General features: G+C 58.4%; 13 protein-coding genes. 10 read left to right on the top strand and 3 right to left on the bottom strand.

The window, feature by feature from the left end; all coding sequences use genetic code 11:
• The first annotated feature begins 1 nt into the window (after position 1).
• From JNM42_RS14800 to JNM42_RS14790, 3 genes are all read left to right on the top strand, one after another.
• On the top strand, positions 2 to 208 hold the full coding sequence (locus tag JNM42_RS14800; protein ID WP_294271708.1) for a heavy-metal-associated domain-containing protein: 207 nt from the start codon (positions 2 to 4) through the stop codon (positions 206 to 208).
• Positions 209 to 456: 248 nt separating this feature from the next.
• A complete protein-coding gene (gene selD, locus JNM42_RS14795) occupies positions 457 to 1,593 on the top strand; it encodes a selenide, water dikinase SelD (RefSeq protein ID WP_294271705.1) in 1,137 nt (378 codons plus the stop codon).
• 282 nt (positions 1,594 to 1,875) lie between these two features.
• Positions 1,876 to 2,178 carry a hypothetical protein gene (locus JNM42_RS14790; protein ID WP_294271703.1) on the top strand — a complete coding sequence of 101 codons (303 nt, stop codon included), beginning with the start codon at positions 1,876 to 1,878 and terminating at the stop codon, positions 2,176 to 2,178.
• Between the two features lie 265 nt (positions 2,179 to 2,443).
• On the opposite strand, the gene JNM42_RS14785 is transcribed toward JNM42_RS14790, so the two are convergent.
• The gene (locus JNM42_RS14785) at positions 2,444 to 3,145 is read right to left on the bottom strand and encodes a FadR/GntR family transcriptional regulator (protein WP_294271701.1); all 702 of its coding nucleotides are present in this window, start codon (positions 3,143 to 3,145) and stop codon (positions 2,444 to 2,446) included.
• Between the two features lie 203 nt (positions 3,146 to 3,348).
• Here JNM42_RS14785 and JNM42_RS14780 point away from each other — a divergent pair, with 203 nt between their 5' ends.
• From JNM42_RS14780 to JNM42_RS14755, 6 genes are all read left to right on the top strand, one after another.
• Positions 3,349 to 6,141 (top strand): FAD-binding and (Fe-S)-binding domain-containing protein, encoded by a 2,793-nt coding sequence (locus tag JNM42_RS14780; RefSeq protein WP_294271698.1) that lies wholly within the window; start codon positions 3,349 to 3,351, stop codon positions 6,139 to 6,141.
• 60 nt (positions 6,142 to 6,201) lie between these two features.
• Positions 6,202 to 6,384 (top strand): hypothetical protein, encoded by a 183-nt coding sequence (locus JNM42_RS14775; protein ID WP_294271695.1) that lies wholly within the window; start codon positions 6,202 to 6,204, stop codon positions 6,382 to 6,384.
• 12 nt (positions 6,385 to 6,396) lie between these two features.
• Complete coding sequence (locus JNM42_RS14770; RefSeq protein ID WP_294271692.1) at positions 6,397 to 8,220, top strand: lactate permease LctP family transporter; 1,824 nt, start codon at positions 6,397 to 6,399, stop codon at positions 8,218 to 8,220.
• 174 nt (positions 8,221 to 8,394) lie between these two features.
• Positions 8,395 to 8,658 carry an L-lactate permease gene (locus JNM42_RS14765; RefSeq protein WP_294271689.1) on the top strand — a complete coding sequence of 88 codons (264 nt, stop codon included), beginning with the start codon at positions 8,395 to 8,397 and terminating at the stop codon, positions 8,656 to 8,658.
• Positions 8,659 to 8,939: 281 nt separating this feature from the next.
• The gene (locus tag JNM42_RS14760; RefSeq protein ID WP_294271684.1) at positions 8,940 to 9,527 is read left to right on the top strand and encodes a TRAP transporter small permease subunit; all 588 of its coding nucleotides are present in this window, start codon (positions 8,940 to 8,942) and stop codon (positions 9,525 to 9,527) included.
• Positions 9,527 to 11,026: a TRAP transporter large permease subunit gene (locus JNM42_RS14755; protein ID WP_294271682.1), complete on the top strand. Its 1,500-nt coding sequence runs from the start codon at positions 9,527 to 9,529 to the stop codon at positions 11,024 to 11,026. The genes JNM42_RS14760 and JNM42_RS14755 overlap by 1 nt, the downstream gene beginning before the upstream one ends.
• Positions 11,027 to 11,180: 154 nt before the next feature.
• Here JNM42_RS14755 and dctP read toward each other — a convergent pair whose 3' ends face one another.
• Complete coding sequence (gene dctP / locus JNM42_RS14750) at positions 11,181 to 12,260, bottom strand: TRAP transporter substrate-binding protein DctP (RefSeq protein WP_294271680.1); 1,080 nt, start codon at positions 12,258 to 12,260, stop codon at positions 11,181 to 11,183.
• A gap of 314 nt (positions 12,261 to 12,574) precedes the next feature.
• On the opposite strand from dctP, the gene JNM42_RS14745 reads away from it, so the two are divergent.
• Positions 12,575 to 13,027, top strand: a complete 453-nt coding sequence (locus tag JNM42_RS14745; RefSeq protein ID WP_294271677.1) for a universal stress protein — start codon at positions 12,575 to 12,577, stop codon at positions 13,025 to 13,027.
• Positions 13,028 to 13,164: 137 nt separating this feature from the next.
• Here JNM42_RS14745 and JNM42_RS14740 read toward each other — a convergent pair whose 3' ends face one another.
• Positions 13,165 to 16,050 (bottom strand): adenosylcobalamin-dependent ribonucleoside-diphosphate reductase, encoded by a 2,886-nt coding sequence (locus JNM42_RS14740; protein ID WP_294271675.1) that lies wholly within the window; start codon positions 16,048 to 16,050, stop codon positions 13,165 to 13,167.
• Positions 16,051 to 16,158: the final 108 nt, after the last annotated feature.

Genomic DNA, 16,158 nt, shown 5'->3' with positions numbered 1-16,158 from the left:
TATGGATCAGATCGTGATCGGCGTTGGCGGAATGAGCTGCCAGGGCTGCGTCAAGAATGTCAGCGGGGTTTTGCTCGCATTGCCCGGCGTCGCCCGTGTTGACGTATCGCTGGAGGCCGGCCAGGCCAGCATAGCCTTCGACCCGGAGAAAGTCGGTGCCGATCAATTCAGGGCAGCGATTGAAGCTGCGGGATTCGACGTGGCCTGAGAGTCTGTGCACAAACATCACTGCCTGATTTCCAAGCTCGTCACCCCGGCGCAAGCCGGGGTCCAGCTCTTTTATCCGATTGTTTTTAACGGATATCAGAGGAAGGTACTGGATTCCGGCTTGCGCCGGAATGAGCGCGAAGCCTGGCCTCGGGCCACGGCTTGGTAGGTGTAGATCCATTAATTCACAGCCGCTGAATCCGTTCCAGCCGGCCTTTAACTTTATTTCCAGTTATCCAGAAGAAGAGAATGCGCAAGAAGAAAACAGACGTTGTTGCGGCTCCCGAACCCGTTGCCGAAGCGCCGATCCGGCTGACCCAGTTGGCGCATGGCGGCGGCTGCGGTTGCAAGATCGCTCCCGGCGTGCTCGAACAGATTCTCTCCAGGAGCGCACCGGGTCTGCTGCCGCCGCAACTGCTGGTGGGCCTCGAAACGAGCGACGATGCGGCGGTTTACCAGATCAATGACGAGCAGGCGATTGTCGCTACGACCGATTTTTTCATGCCGATTGTCGACGATCCCTACGACTTCGGCCGCATCGCCGCAACCAACGCCCTGTCGGATATCTACGCCATGGGTGGCACGCCGCTGTTTGCGCTGGCGATTGTCGGCATGCCGGTCAGTACCTTGCCGCTGGATATCATCCGGCGCATCCTTGAAGGCGGCGAGTCGGTGTGCGCCAGGGCGCATATCCCGATTGCCGGCGGCCACAGCATCGATTCGCTTGAACCGATTTACGGTCTGGTGGCCATCGGTCTGGTGCACCCCGGCAATGTCAGGCGCAATACCGGTGCGCAAGTCGGCGACAGGCTGATTCTCAGCAAACGTCTGGGAGTTGGATTGTATAGCGCCGCCTTCAAGAAGGGCTTGCTGGCGGCGCACGACTACGCGACGATGATCGCTTCGACAACGCAGCTCAATACACCGGGTGCGACGTTCGGCTGTCTGGCCGGCGTGCACGCCATGACCGATGTCACCGGTTTTGGTCTGCTCGGCCATCTGCTGGAAATCTGCAAAGGTTCCGGCGTCACGGCCGTGCTTGATTTTGCATCGCTTCCCGTCCTGCCCAACGCACTCGATTATGCCGAGCGTGCTTGCGTGACCGGTGCCTCAACGCGTAACTGGGCGGGCTACGGCAGTAGTGTTGAGCTTGACCCCAAGCGCTTTGGCGACAATGAGCGCGCCCTGCTCACCGATCCGCAAACCAGCGGCGGTCTGCTCATTGCCTGTGCGCCGGAGGTGGTCACCGAGGTCCTCTCGGTCTTCCTGCAGCAGGGCTTCGATCATGCCACGGTGATCGGCGAAATCGTCGAGGGTAAAGCGCAGGTCAAATTCACCTCGCCGCCAAGGAAAAAATCAAAATTCGCTCAGTATTGGAACCCCTGACCGGTCTGCGCTGCAATACTGGAAAACGCACGATGCGAGCGAAATGGTGGCTGTCACGCCAACGAGCGGACCTTTGACAATACTCTCTGCCGTGTTCGCCTTGGAAGCGTAAATACGTATTCATATGGGATTTACAGGCTGCCCGGCCTGAAGATCGGGTACAAGCCCTGACAGGAAGCAAGCGGGGTACGGATTTTTCATTTTTTTCTATATCGATTTGACATCCGCAGTGCATGGACAGGCGTTGTGCCGGAATGTGCGAAAGTCTCCGACAGGAAATGGATGAGTTTTTCTTCAAGCCCGGATGAGAATTGGTCATTTGCCGCGATGCGGCATTCTGCATACATTGCGTGCAATCCCTCAATTGGGGGCATTCAAGACAACGGAGAAATCACCATGAATCATCTCAATATCGCTGGCGAAGCTCAAAATCAGTTTGCGCAAGAATGGTCCGGCAAAGTAAAGCGCCTTTTCTTTCCTCCTGGCTGGATGGGTTTCAAAAAGTTTTTCTCGGGTTATCAGGGTACACGAGTTGAAGTGACTGCCCGTTTAGCCAGACCTGATTCGTTCATCTGTCTTCCCTGATTCGCTTTAAGGAGCCGCTGAGCAAGTCTAAAACGTCATTCCGGCGAAAGCCGGAATCCAGAAAAACCAAGGCACTGGACACCGGCTACCGCCGGTGTGACGGCTTATTCAGCGTTTCCTTGAAGATGATCAGCCGTTAAACCATTGCCTTGCCGTCACTTCGAGCCTGTTGCCAAGGGTTCTTTTCTGACGGCAGCACGAGGGATAACGGTGCGCTATCGGCCGTTCAGGCCAATCAGGCAAAAGCCATCTGTCGGCACAAGCTTCAGCCTTGCCGCCGTTCAAGTTCTATTCGGGTGAAGTCGATGTGGGCGAGCATGGCTTGTCGTGCCGCTTCCGGCTGGTGCTTGCGGACGGCATCCCAGACCCCGAGGTGCTGCCGACGCAGGTCATCGGTGATTTTACCGCTGGGGTCTTCCATGCCCATCAGGTTAAGACTGATGTGTTCGCGCAGCATGCGCAAAATGCCGGCGTGCAGGTAGAGAAACATGCTGTTGTGCGAGGCCTCGGCGATGGCCTCATGAAAGTCGGCGTCAGCCTTGTACTCTTCATTTTTTTCGCCCGTCTCATAAGCTCTGGTCAGGCGTTTGATAATGCCTTCGATCTTCTTCAGGTCAGTCTTGTCGGCACGCAGGGCGGCGTAATGCGCCGTGGCCCCTTCCATTTCGCGGCGAAACTCCAGCGTGTCCCAGCGCAAATCAGGATGATCGGCAACCAGTTGCCGCCAGGGCGATGAAATGGCGGTCTGCAATCGATCGGTGACGAAGACGCCGCTGCCCCACTTGCTGACCAGCAGGCCGCGTGCCTTCAGGCAGAAAATCGCTTCACGTAGCGAGTTCCGGGAAACGCCAAGCGTTTCCGCCAGCGCCCGCTCGGCCGGCAAGCGCACACCCACCGGCCAGGAGCCATCGAGCAGGTGTGCCTCGAGTGCTCGCTGGGCTTGTTGTGCAACGCTGTGCTGTGCCATGAGCATCCTCCAGCCGCTTGTTCAAGGCGGCGTTGTCCCGAAAAAATAATTGGTACTACCAATTTTCAGGCCATTTTATCTTTGATTATGCTTTGCGTCAGAACTTTTCAAGTGATGAAATTTGTTGGCAGTTGATGAATTTAGTGCGTTGTGCCTCATGAAAATCGTTATCATTCAATTACTGTCTATTGGAGTCGGCCAATATGAACACACTGGTAGCTCATCTGCGCAAGCAATTTCCTGAAGAGCGTGTCATCACCGATGAACTGCGCCTGCTGGCCTGGGGTACCGATGCCAGCTTTTACCGGCTGATCCCCCAGGTTGTTGTCGTCGTGGAAAACGAAGACGACGTGACGTACGTTCTGGCGGTGGCCCGACAGCAGGGCATTCATCTGACCTTCCGCGCCGCCGGTACCAGCCTTTCGGGACAGGCGGTGACCGACGGTATCCTGGTGCTCATCGGTGAAGGTTTTGCCACCTGTGAAATCGGGCCTGATGCCGCCACGGTGCGCGTCGGTCCCGGCATCATCGGCGGCGAAGTCAATTACCGTCTCGCCCCTCATGGCCGCAAGATCGGCCCGGACCCGGCCTCGATCAGCGCCTGCAAGATCGGTGGCATTGCCGCCAATAATGCTTCCGGCATGTGCTGTGGCACAGCTCAGAACAGTTACCGCACCCTGGCCGGATTGCGTCTGGTGTTCGCCGATGGTGCCGTACTCGACACCGAGGATCCGTTCAGCGTCGCCCGCTTCCGCCAAAGCCATGCCGCCCTGGTCGAGGAACTGGCGCGCCTGGGCGCCGCTACGCGTGCCGACGAAGTGCTGTCTGCCCGAATTCGTCACAAGTACAAGATCAAGAACACCACCGGCTACAGCCTCAACGCCCTGATCGACTACGAAGACCCCATCGACATTCTCTCTCATCTGATGATCGGCTCTGAGGGAACGCTGGGCTTCATGTCGCGCATCACCTATCGCACCGTCGTCGAGGATCCTTTCAAGGCCAGTACCCTGGTTTTTTTCCACACCATCGAAACCGCCTGCCAGGCCGTCATCCGCCTCAAGCAGGAGCCGGTGTCCGCCGTTGAAATGCTTGATCGACCGGCCCTGCGCTCGGTAGAGGACAAGCCAGGATTGCCACCGATCATTCGTACGCTAAGCAACGATGCCGCTGCGTTGCTGATCGAGGTACGCGCGGAAAGCGCCGTGCTTTTGCAGCAGCGCATTGATGCAGCGCTCGGTGCGTTGAACGGTATCGCCACCGTCGAAGCGCCGAAGTTTTCAACCGATCCGGCGACCTGCGAAATGTACTGGAAAGTGCGCAAGGGCACTTTCCCCTCGGTCGGCGCGATGCGCCGCGCCGGCACCACGGTCATCATCGAGGACGTGGCCTTCCCCATCGAGTCCCTGGCCTCCGCCACGCTCGATCTGCAGGCGCTGTTACGCCAGCACGGCTACAGCGAAGGAATCATCTTCGGTCATGCGCTCGAAGGCAATCTGCACTTTGTGTTTACCCAGGATTTCTCGGACGCCGCTGAGGTTGAGCGCTACGCCCGTTTCATGGACGATGTCTGCAAACTGGTTGTTGACAAGTACGACGGTTCGCTCAAGGCCGAGCACGGCACCGGCCGCAACATGGCTCCCTTCGTCGAGATGGAATGGGGCCGGCAGGCTACCGACCTGATGCGCCGGATCAAGACGCTCTTCGACCCGGACAATCTTCTCAACCCTGGTGTCATCATCAACGATGACCCGCAGGCGCACTTGAAAAACCTTAAGCCGATGCCGGCCGCCGAAGATATCATCGACCGCTGCATCGAGTGCGGATTCTGTGAGCCCTTGTGCCCTTCGCACCGGCTGACCCTCTCGCCCCGACAGCGCATCGTAAGCTGGCGGGAACTGTCGCGGCGCGCCGCCGCCGGTGAAGAAGCGGCCGACGTCGGCAAGGATTTTGCCTACTTTGGTCTCGATACCTGCGCCGGCTGCGGCCTGTGCTCGACCGCCTGCCCGGTCGGCATCGACACCGGCGAGCTGACGCGCCGTTTGCGCGGCCGCGGGCTAGGCAACAAAGCGCCTTCGCATCTGGTTGCGCACTTGACGGCGGATAATTTCGGCAAGGTGGCAACCGCATCCCGCGTGGGCCTGTCCATCGGCCATGCCGTCTCCAGCGTAGTCGGCGAAAGCCTCGTCGCCCGCCTCTCGCGCGGCGCCTGGAAACGTGGCATGCCACAGGCCGGCAAAGCACCCAAACAACACAAAGGCACCGGCATCGGCGATCCGGTAGTGTATTTCCCCGCTTGCGGCGGTCGCATCTTTGGCGCCAACACCCCCGACGAGGCGACCCTGCCGGAAGTCATCATCGAACTGCTGGTGCGCGCCGGCTATGACCCGCGCCTGCCGGAAGGATTCGACAAGCTTTGCTGCGGACAGATGCTCGCCAGCAAGGGAATGGCCGAGGAGGCCGAGCAGATGGCCGACACGGTGACCGCTGCGCTGCTGAAAGCGGCGGACGATGGACACGGCGGCCATTATCCGGTGATCATGGATGCCAGCACCTGCTCGGTGCGCATGCAAAAGCACCTTGCAGGTCGCCTGACGTTGCTTGATTTCCATGAATTTGCCCACGATGCGCTGCTGCCCCGCCTGATGGTAACGCGCAAGCGAGGACCCATTGCCCTGCATATCAATTGCAGCGTCCGCCGCGTCGCTTCCGACAGCAAGCTGCGACGCCTGATCACGGCCTGCGCCGAAGAAATCGTCGAGCCCGCCGGCGTCACCTGCTGCGGCTTCGCCGGCGACCGCGGCTTCGTTGTCCCGGAACTAAACGTCCACGCCCTGCGCAAGGTGCACGAGGCCTTGCCCGCCAACTGCTGCGAAGGGGTCTCCACCAACCGCACCTGCGAAATCGGCCTCACCGCCGAGACCGGCCGCCCCTACCGTTCCATCGCTTACCTGCTGGAAGAATGCAGTCGGACAGAAACCATGGAAGCCTGCTGAACTGCTCGCTACCATCGCCACCCGTGTAACACCAATTTTAAAACTATAAGGAGGTTCACAATGCAAGCCTGGCCGCATGTCTACGATCCCTTGGGCAGCCTCTGGCTGTCATCGCTGATCGCCGCGATCCCGATCATGTTCTTCTTTCTTGACCTGTCACCCCCGCGCTTGAGGTCGAATGACTTCAGCATGCTCACCATCGCTCCGGGGTTGCTGTCCTCGAAGCCTGCTTTGAAAAGTTAGAAGGAGACTCTTATGACCTGGCAAATGAATTATGATCCTTTAGGCAATATCGGATGGTCTGCGCTTGTTGCGGCAATACCGATTTTCTTTCTGTTTTGGGCCCTGGCAATCAAACGCATGAAGGGCCAGTTTGCGGCGATGGGGGGCACCGGACTTGCACTGGTAATCGCGGTGACTATCTATGGCATGCCGATTGATCTGGCAGCGCTTGCGACACTGTACGGTGGCGCGTTCGGTCTGTTCCCGGTGTGCTGGATCGTCATCACAGCGCTCTTCATCTACAACATGTCGGTGAAGACGGGGCAGTTCGAGGTGATCAAGAACTCACTGGCTTCAATTACGGACGACCGCCGCTTGCAGGCACTGCTGATCGCGTTTTCCTTCGGCGCCTTCATCGAAGGCGCCGCCGGATTCGGAACCCCGGTTGCCATTACGGCGGCGATGCTGGCCGGTCTCGGCTTCAATCCGCTCTATGCTGCAAGCATCTGTCTGCTGGCCAACACGGCGCCGGTCGCCTGGGGTGCCATCGGGATTCCGATCGTCGTCGGCGGGCAGGTCGCGGGCATTCCCGACTTCGCGCTGAGCCAGATGGTCGGCCGGACACTGCCGATCGTAAGCATTTTCATTCCCCTCTATCTCGTTGTTGTCATGACCGGATGGAAGAAGGGTATCGAGGTCTGGCCCGCCTGCCTGGTCAGCGGAGCCTCCTTCGCCATTGCACAGTTTTTTTCGGCCAACTCGCCGATCACCGCACCGATGCTTCCGGATATCATTGCGTCGCTCTCATCGATCGTGTGCACGGTCCTCTTCCTCAAGGTCTGGCATCCGAAAGAAAGCTGGCGTTTCCCCGATGAACCCGTGAGCCTTGGCAAAGAAGCGCTTAAATACTCCGGCGGTCAGATTTTCCGGGCGTGGGCGCCTTTCATCATCCTTTCGCTCTTCGTCTGCGCCTGGGGCATCAAGCCGGTCAATCAAGCCCTCAACCAGATGACGAAGCTGGTCTTCGACTATGCCATACCTATTTCCGGTCTGGACAAGATGGTCATCGACCAGGCCGGCAAAGCCAAGCCTGCCGTCTTTAACTTCAACATCCTGAGCGCGGCCGGCACCGCCATCCTGTTCGCCTGGCTGTTCTCGATCATGGTCATGGGCGCATCGCTCAAGACGGCAGTTGGCGTCGCGGGCAATACGCTGAAAACCCTCAAATGGCCGATTGTGACCATTGCGACGATCCTCGGCTTTGCCTACATCATGAACTTTTCCGGCATGGCGATCACGCTGGGTTACGCGTTTGCCACGACCGGTTGGGCCTTCCCCTTCTTCGCCAGCCTTCTCGGTTGGCTTGGAGTATTCATGACCGGTTCCGATACATCGACGAACGCCTTGTTTGGCAAGCTACAGGCGGTCACTGCCGAGCAGCTCGGTATCGACCCGGTGATCACGATGTCGGCCAATACCAGCGGCGGCGTTTGCGGCAAGATGATCTCGCCGCAATCAATTGCCGTTGCCACAGGCGCTACAGGATTGGTCGGTCGCGAATCCGAGATCTTCCGGTTTACATTCAAGCACTCGGTTTTCCTGGTGGTGGTCATCGGCATCCTGCACATGCTGTGGACGTATGTATTCCCCGGTATCGTTCCAACTTACGTCAAGCCTGTGGCTGCAGCGGCCGCCGCATTGGCGACCAAGGCCGGGCCGATCGTGATCAACCCGGAAGGCTTGATGTGGCTGGGAATATTCGTTGGCATCGTAGCTCTCGTGACCATCCTATCACGAGTCCTGGGCGCCAATCTGGCTGCCCCGACCGCAGGTCACGACGGAGTCCATTTCCACTGAGCAGTTTTCGCTGGCATAAGGATGTGCACAAAGGTGCCGCAGCGATGATTCATCGCTTCGGCATCCCATGGTCAATAACCATGTGGCGAGGTCTTCAAAGCATTCATTCTCCGATGTTGTCTGCTTTCCCGGATGGATTCCAGGCCACTGCTAAAGTGCTGGAGACAAAATAGCGTGAGGTCGCCGCAGTGTAACCAGCAAGCGATTAGCGCACAGCCGATTGGCATCGCCGATGCGCTGCTGGTCGCGACCAGCACGAGCGGCGGTTATACCGGAAGGATGATCTCGCCGCACTTGATCGCCGTGGCAACCGCTGCGATGGTTCTGGTCCAATCCTTCCACTCCGACGCAGATGCAATGAACCGGAATGAAACCGGGCAGGGTCTGCAGTTATTGTGTATAACGTGCTTGCCAATGATGGTCATCGCCCTGGCATAACGTTGCGCCCTTGTAATTGGCGTCTGGGGACAGGCTGCATCGACCGGCAGGTCGGGCGTCCCAATTTCTTCGCGTCAAGCATCTCCTTCAATCTGGCCATTGGGCAATTCCAGGCGGCTAGTCGCGACCCCGTTCCTGTTCTGAGGCAAATGCTGTATTGACTCAGCGATCCAAGTTGTTTTTTGTCGGGTAGACGGATACATTATCAAGCCTCAGAGCATAAATAGAGCGATCGGGACCGAGAAACCAAAATTTTGCAATGATCTTCGGAGGGATGTTTAGTGAATGCTTTACTCAAGCTCTCTAAATTGATCGATGCACTGACCGAGCGGATCGGCAAGTCGATCATCTGGCTGGTATTGATCGTCACATTGATCAGCGCTGGCAATGCCATCATGCGCTACACCATCAACTACAGTTCAAACGCCTTCCTCGAAATCCAGTGGTATCTGTTCGGGATGATATTTCTGCTCGGCTCCGGCTACACGCTGATGAAGAACGAGCATGTGCGTATCGATGTCATCTCCGGCAAATTTTCGAAGCGCGGCCAGGCCTGGATCGACATTTTCGGCATCCTCTTTTTCCTGATGCCGATGGCGATTGCCATCATGTGGATGTCGTGGCCGATTTTCCTGCTCGCACTGCACAGCAACGAACAGTCCAATAATTCGGGCGGACTCGCCGTCTGGCCGGCACGCCTGATGATACCGGTCGGCTTTTTCCTGCTCGTGATGCAAGGGGTCTCGGAGCTGATCAAGCGCATCGGCTTCCTGCAGGGCTTGTGCCCCGACCCGACCGAGAAACTACACACGCTGACTCCTGAAGAAGAGCTTGCACTCGCCATCAAGGCACAGAAGGGAGACCTGTGATGACCGAGTTCATGATCAACAACATGGCGCCGATCATTTTCGCCTCGATGGTGCTGTTCATGCTCATCGGTTTCCCGGTCGCTTTTGCCCTGGCCGCCAACGGCATATTCTTCGGCCTGGTCGGCATTGAGCTCGGCCTGCTCGGTCCACAGCTTTTCCAGGCGCTGCCAGACAGAATCTATGGCGTGATGGCCAACGACACCTTGCTGGCCATTCCTTTCTTCACTTTCATGGGTCTGATCCTCGAACGATCCGGGATGGCCGAAGACCTGCTTGATACCATCGGCCAGCTCTTCGGCCCACTGCGCGGTGGACTGGCATTCGCGGTGATCTTCGTCGGAGCGCTGCTCGCGGCAACCACCGGCGTTGTCGCTGCCTCGGTCATCTCGATGGGTCTCATCTCGCTGCCGATCATGCTGCGCTACGGCTACGACAAGAAGCTGGCCTCCGGCGTCATTGCCGCCTCCGGTACCCTGGCGCAGATCATCCCGCCGTCGCTGGTGCTGATCATCATGGCCGACCAACTCGGCAAATCGGTTGGCGACATGTATGCCGGCGCATTCATTCCCGGCTTCGTGCTGACCGGCCTCTATGTGGGCTACGTTATCCTCATCGCCATTTTCAAGCCGGAGTGGGTGCCGGCGCTGCCACTCGAGGCGCGCTCGATTCGCGGCGTCAAGCTGCTGCTGAGGGTGCTGACGACGCTGGTACCGCCGCTGTTCCTGATCTTTCTTGTACTCGGCACCATTTTCCTCGGAATTGCCACCCCGACCGAGGGCGGCGCGATGGGTGCGACCGGAGCGCTGTTCATGGCCATCGGTCGCAAGCGCTTGTCATGGAAACTGCTCAGGCAGGCCATGGAAACGACGGCCAAGCTGACGACTTTCGTGGTCTTCATTCTGGTCGGCGCGCGGGTCTTCTCGCTCACCTTTTACGGTGTCGATGGACACAAATGGGTCGAGCACCTGTTGAGCGGCCTGCCCGGTGGCCAGATCGGCTTCCTGATCGTGGTGAACATTCTCGTTTTCCTGCTCGCCTTCTTCCTCGACTTCTTCGAGCTTTCATTCATCGTCGTTCCGCTACTCGGGCCGGTCGCCGACAAGCTGGGAATCGACCTGATCTGGTTTGGTGTGCTGCTCGCGGTGAACATGCAGACCTCGTTCATGCATCCGCCGTTCGGTTTCGCGCTGTTCTATCTGCGCTCGGTCGCACCGCCGACGATCAAGACGACAGACATCTACTGGGGCGCGATTCCTTTTGTCTGCATCCAGATCATCATGATTGCGCTGGTCATCATGTTCCCGCAGATGGTGACTTTCGGACTGGACAAGGACGTGAAGGTCGATCTCGATTCGGTGCAGATCGAGATGCCAAGCTCGTACTATGGCAATCCTGCGACGACACCAGGGCAGGAAAGCACACCGGCAGATTCAAAAGCCGCAGAAGACGCAGCCAACAAAGCCATCATGGATTCGATGAAACCGGAGCCTGCGAAGTAAGTCTCCTGCGTTTTCGCCGGTCAGACAAAACCCGCTTCGGCGGGGCGCGCCATTGAATTTGATCTTGGATGCCGCAAAAGAAAAACGGAGGCAATCGCCCCCGTTCGTCGGTTTGCCAGGAGAGTCCGCTACAACAGACCCACCAGCAGGCCGCTTATCGCTTGCTAAACATGAAGTTCGCGTACGAGCCTTCGGCAACACGGTGCCATACGTTCTGATCGTCCATGAACTTCCTGTAGTCCTCGTACACCTTCTTGAACTCGGCGTTGCTTGACGATGTTTCGGCATATACTTCCATCGCCGCCTTGTAGGAGGCATCCAGTACTTCCTTGGGGAATTGCTTCAGCACCGTACCGGAACCCACCAGTTGCTTGAGCGCTGTCGGGTTTTTGGCATCGTATTTTGCAATCATGTCGACATGGGCATCGGCACAGGCGAGTTGCAGAATGGTCTGGTACTCCTTAGGCAATTCGGCGAACTTCTTGGCATTGATGTAGGCCGATACCTGCGGGCCGCCTTCCCACCAGCCGGGATAGTAGTAAAACTTGGCCACCTTGTTGAAGCCGAGCTTCTGGTCGTCATACGGGCCAACCCATTCGGCCGCGTCGATCGTGCCTTTTTCCAGTGCCGGGTAAATGTCGCTACCTGGGATTTGTTGCGGAACGGCACCCAGCTTGGAGAGAACCGCGCCAGCGAAGCCGCCGATACGGATTTTCAGACCTTTCAAATCGGCTACGGTCTTGATTTCCTTGCGATACCAGCCGCCCATCTGCGTACCGGTGTTGCCACAGGGAATCGGTATGATATTGACTTTGGCGAAAAAATCGCCCATCAGCTTGGTGCCATTTCCATAACGGTACCAGGCGTCCATTTGCCGGTTGGTCATGCCGAAAGGGACGGCGGCGTCAAAGGCGTACGTCGGATCCTTGCCGTAAAAATAATACGAGACGGTGTGTCCCATTTCAACGGTGTTGTCCTTGACGGCATCGAGCACGCCGGGGCCGGGAACAATCTCGCCCGCAGCAAACACCTGAATCTGGAACTTGCCGCCGGTCGCTTCCGAGACGCGCTTGGCCATGTGTTCCGCACCGCCATAAATGGTGTCAAGGCTCTTCGGGAAGCTCGAAGCCAGGCGCCACTTGATGGTCGGGGCATTCTGGGCAAGCGCGGGCATGGCCACGGCACCGGCCGCAATACCAACACCTGCTTTTTTCAAAAATGAACGTCTTTCCATGATTTGTCTCCTCTTGTGGTTTAAATGCTGACAGCAAATTAATTATAGCCAATGCAAACGTGTTTGGCATGCTAGCACCGATTAGTTTATGTTTATTTCCTTGAGTGCTGGCTGAATTGCAGACTGAAAGAATTGTAAGTTTACAGACTTGGCAGGATCGTCAACTCACCGCATTTCAGCCTGAACGCAGGTTTTGGATGATCACTTGAGCTAACCTGTTTGTATAATCAGGCGTGCCACGAGGTCGCCCAGAGTGCTTGTCCAGGGGCCGCTGAGGTTAAAATGGTTTTTTCCGGAATGAATGGAGCAGGAAAATGTACAAGCGAATACTGGTGGCCGTTGACGAAAGCTTCATGACCAACCGTGTATTGGAAACCGCGATTGAACTGGCCAAAGTCAGTACGGCGCAACTGATTATTTGCCACGCCATCGATGAGACGATTTTTTCCAGTCGCAAAATGGAAATGATGCTGCCGAACAGTGTGGGCAAGGCCGAGTACAAGTTGCGCCTTGGCGCATCGGGTTTCCTGGGCAAGGCTGCCGATACGGCGCGTGCAGCGGGGGTCGAGGTTGAAACCCGACTGATCGAATCGGAAGTGAAACATGTTTCCGACATGCTCGCGGATGCGGCGGAAGAGTGGAAGGCCGATCTGATCGTCATCGGCACGCACGGTCGGCGGGGAATGGAACGCTTCTTTGTCGGCAGCGTCGCCGAGCGACTGGTGCGCAAGGCAGAAACTTCGCTGTTGCTGGTGCGCGGCGAGTAACGGGGAGGGGGACCGCGGGCTTGGAGACCGATTTCCACGGCCTCCAAACGTCTATTCTGAAGCTGTTTCCGGAGAAATAAAATCCCCAGGGCTGTAGAAAGCAGACCCTGGGGATTCTGACTACGGGCTAAAGCGAGCTAGCCGCAAGTGCCAACGGCGCCGCAGGCAGTACAGAAGTCGCAACCGTCCTTGCGGATCATCGTGTGGTTGCCGCATTCGCTGCACAGTTTGCCGGCCGTCGGCTTGGCTGCCGTGCTGCCGGCCGGGACTTCAAGAATACCCATCTGTTGCAGCGGTATGCCCTTTTCATCGAGGATGCCGAGCATTGCGTAGCGGTGGATGATGAGTTGCGCCATATAGGCGACCGTTGACGGGTAGTTGGTCTGGCGCCGGGTGCCGGGGATGAAGGCCATGAAATCGCCAAGGGGCTCGGGGTAGTCGAGCAGTTTCCTGAGCTTCATGCCGATCCAGGCCGGGTCGAGGACACGCATGTCGAGCGAGAGGAGCTTGGTCAGGCCGTCAAGGGCGCGCGGATAGTTGCCGGAGAGCCACACCGAGTAGGGGCGGGTCACGCCGTCGGGCAGGGTGATTTCCTTCAGACCGAGAACGAAGTCTTCGTCGGTCGCCGGGTTGAAGATGTCGACCGTCCAGGAGAGCGTGCCGTCGGTGCCGGTCTTTGGCTCTTTGCGGCTGAACAGGGCGTCAAGCACCGGCGTCGGGCCTTCCTTCTTGAAGGCGCCGAGTTGTTCAACGCGGTACTGGATCAGGCGCGCCATCGCGGAGACGAGTGACGGCATGCGCTGGCGCTCGCCATGCGGCGGGAACGCCATGTCGAAACCTTCGCCATTCGGTGTCCTGGCCAGCGATTCGAGCTTGAGCGCCAGCCAGCCGTGGTCGTCGGCGCGCATGTCCATCGACAGAGTCTTGGCCACGGCACCGAGGCCACGCGGCTGCGCCGGTCCGTTGACCCAGGCTTCAAACGGCCAGGAGCGGCCTTCCTGCTCGACATGGCCGACGAACAGAGCGAATTTGCCGAGTTCGTGCTCGATCATGTAGGTCCATGCCATGTTGCCTTCCGGCAGATCCGGGCGACCCGGCCAGCGCAGGCTGGAGAGCACCGGGGCTGGCAGGTTCTTGATTGACAGGCGGCGGTTGGCATCGCCGCCGATAAAGTCCTGTGGCTGCTTCTTGTCATCAACCGGTTTGCTTGTCTCAACCGAGAGCACCGAGCCGAGAACGCTGTTCGGACGGTAGGTCGCCAAGCCCTTGAGGCCGGATTTCCAGGCGCTCATGTAGAGATCCTGAAAATCCTCGTAGGGGTAATCGGCCGGGACGTTGACGGTCTTCGAGATCGAGGTATCGATGTACGGTGCAACGGCGGCGACCATGTCCTTGTGAGCCTGCGCAGAGATTTCCAGCGCGGTGACGAAGTAGTCGGGCAGCGTCCCGACATCACCGCCCAGGTGCTTGTAGAGACGCCAGGCGTAGTCTTCGACGGCGTATTCCTTGAGTGTTCCATCCTGCATGCGCTTCTTGCGGTTGTAAGTCCAGGAGAAGGGCGGTTCGATGCCGTTGCTGGCATTGTCGGCAAAGGCCAGCGAGATGGTGCCGGTGGGCGCGATCGAAAGCAGGTGCGAATTGCGCAGGCCATGCTTGCGGATTTCAGCCTTGATCTCGGTCGGCAGACGCGAGGCAAAGTTGCCACCGGAGAGGTACAGTTCGGCATTGAACAGCGGAAAGGCGCCGCGTTCCCTGGCCAGTTCGACCGAGGCGAGATAGGCCGTGTTGCGCATGTGCTCGGAGATACGGGCGCCCATGACGGTGGCTTCCGGGCGATCATAGCGCAGGCAGAGCATGCACAGGGCATCACCGAGGCCGGTATAGCCGAGACCGACCCGACGCTTGTTGGCGGCTTCTTCGCGCTGGCGCTCAAGCGGCCAGGCCGTCACGTCGAGCACGTTGTCTAGCATGCGGGTGGACACCTTGACCACTTCGCCGAAAGCGGCAAAATCAAACTCGGCGTGCTCGGTAAAGGCGTGCCTGACGAACAGGGTCAGGTTGATCGAGCCCAGGCAGCAGCAGCCATAAGGCGGCAGCGGCTGTTCGGCACAGGGGTTGGTGGCCTCGATGACTTCGCAGTAGTAAAGGTTGTTGTCCTTGTTCATGCGGTCAAGGAAGAGAATTCCCGGTTCGGCATGATCGTAGGTGGACCTCATTACCTGGTCCCACAGGTCGCGGGCGCGAACCTTGCGGTAGACCCAGATACCGTCTTCGCGCAGATAGGCGCCGGCGGATTTCATGTCGACATTGGGTTCGGCGCGATGCACGAGCTCAACCTCGGCATCGGCTTCGACCGCCTGCATGAAGGGGTCGGTGACGCCGATCGAGATATTGAAGTTGGAGAGGTCGCCTTTGTCCTTGGCGTGGATGAAAACTTCAATGTCCGGATGGTCGCAGCGCAGTACGCCCATCTGCGCGCCACGGCGGGCGCCGGCGGATTCGACGGTTTCGCACGAACGGTCGAAAACGCGCATGTAGGAGACCGGGCCGGACGCGCGTGATTGCGTGCCCTTGACCTGTGCTCCTTGCGGGCGGATTGAGGAGAAGTCATAGCCGACGCCACCGCCGCGGCGCATGGTTTCTGCGGCTTCGGCGAGCGCGTTATAGATGCCGGGTTTGCCGTCGACGATTTCGACGATCGAGTCGCCCACCGGTTGCACGAAGCAATTGATCAGGGTAGCCGCCAGCGGGGTACCGGCAGCCGAGTTGATGCGACCGGCGGGGACAAAGCCGTTTTCCTGTGCCCACAGGAAGCGCTCTTCCCAGCGGGCGCGGTATTTTTCTTCCTCAGTGGCGGCCAAGGCACGCGCCACACGGCGGCGCACGTCATGGACGCTGGTTTCGCTGCCTTTGGCATATTTTTCGATGAGGACTTCGGCGGAGATTTCCTGATCGGCGAGTGAATCGCTACCCGGCGTTTCAGCGAGTTCGGTCAAGGACAGTTGATGTGCATTATGGCTCATGTTTTTCCTCTCTTTTTTTGTGGCTGCAAGGTGCGGTGTAGACGGGTGCGCTGGTTCGATGAGATCAAAGCGCAATGACTTTGTGCGACGAGGAGCAGGCTAATCATG

This window comes from Propionivibrio sp. (assembly GCF_016790145.1).
Taxonomy (GTDB): Bacteria; Pseudomonadota; Gammaproteobacteria; order Burkholderiales; family Rhodocyclaceae; genus Propionivibrio.
Note: the sequence above shows the minus strand (reverse complement) of the source record. Positions and strands in the feature narration are given on the sequence as shown.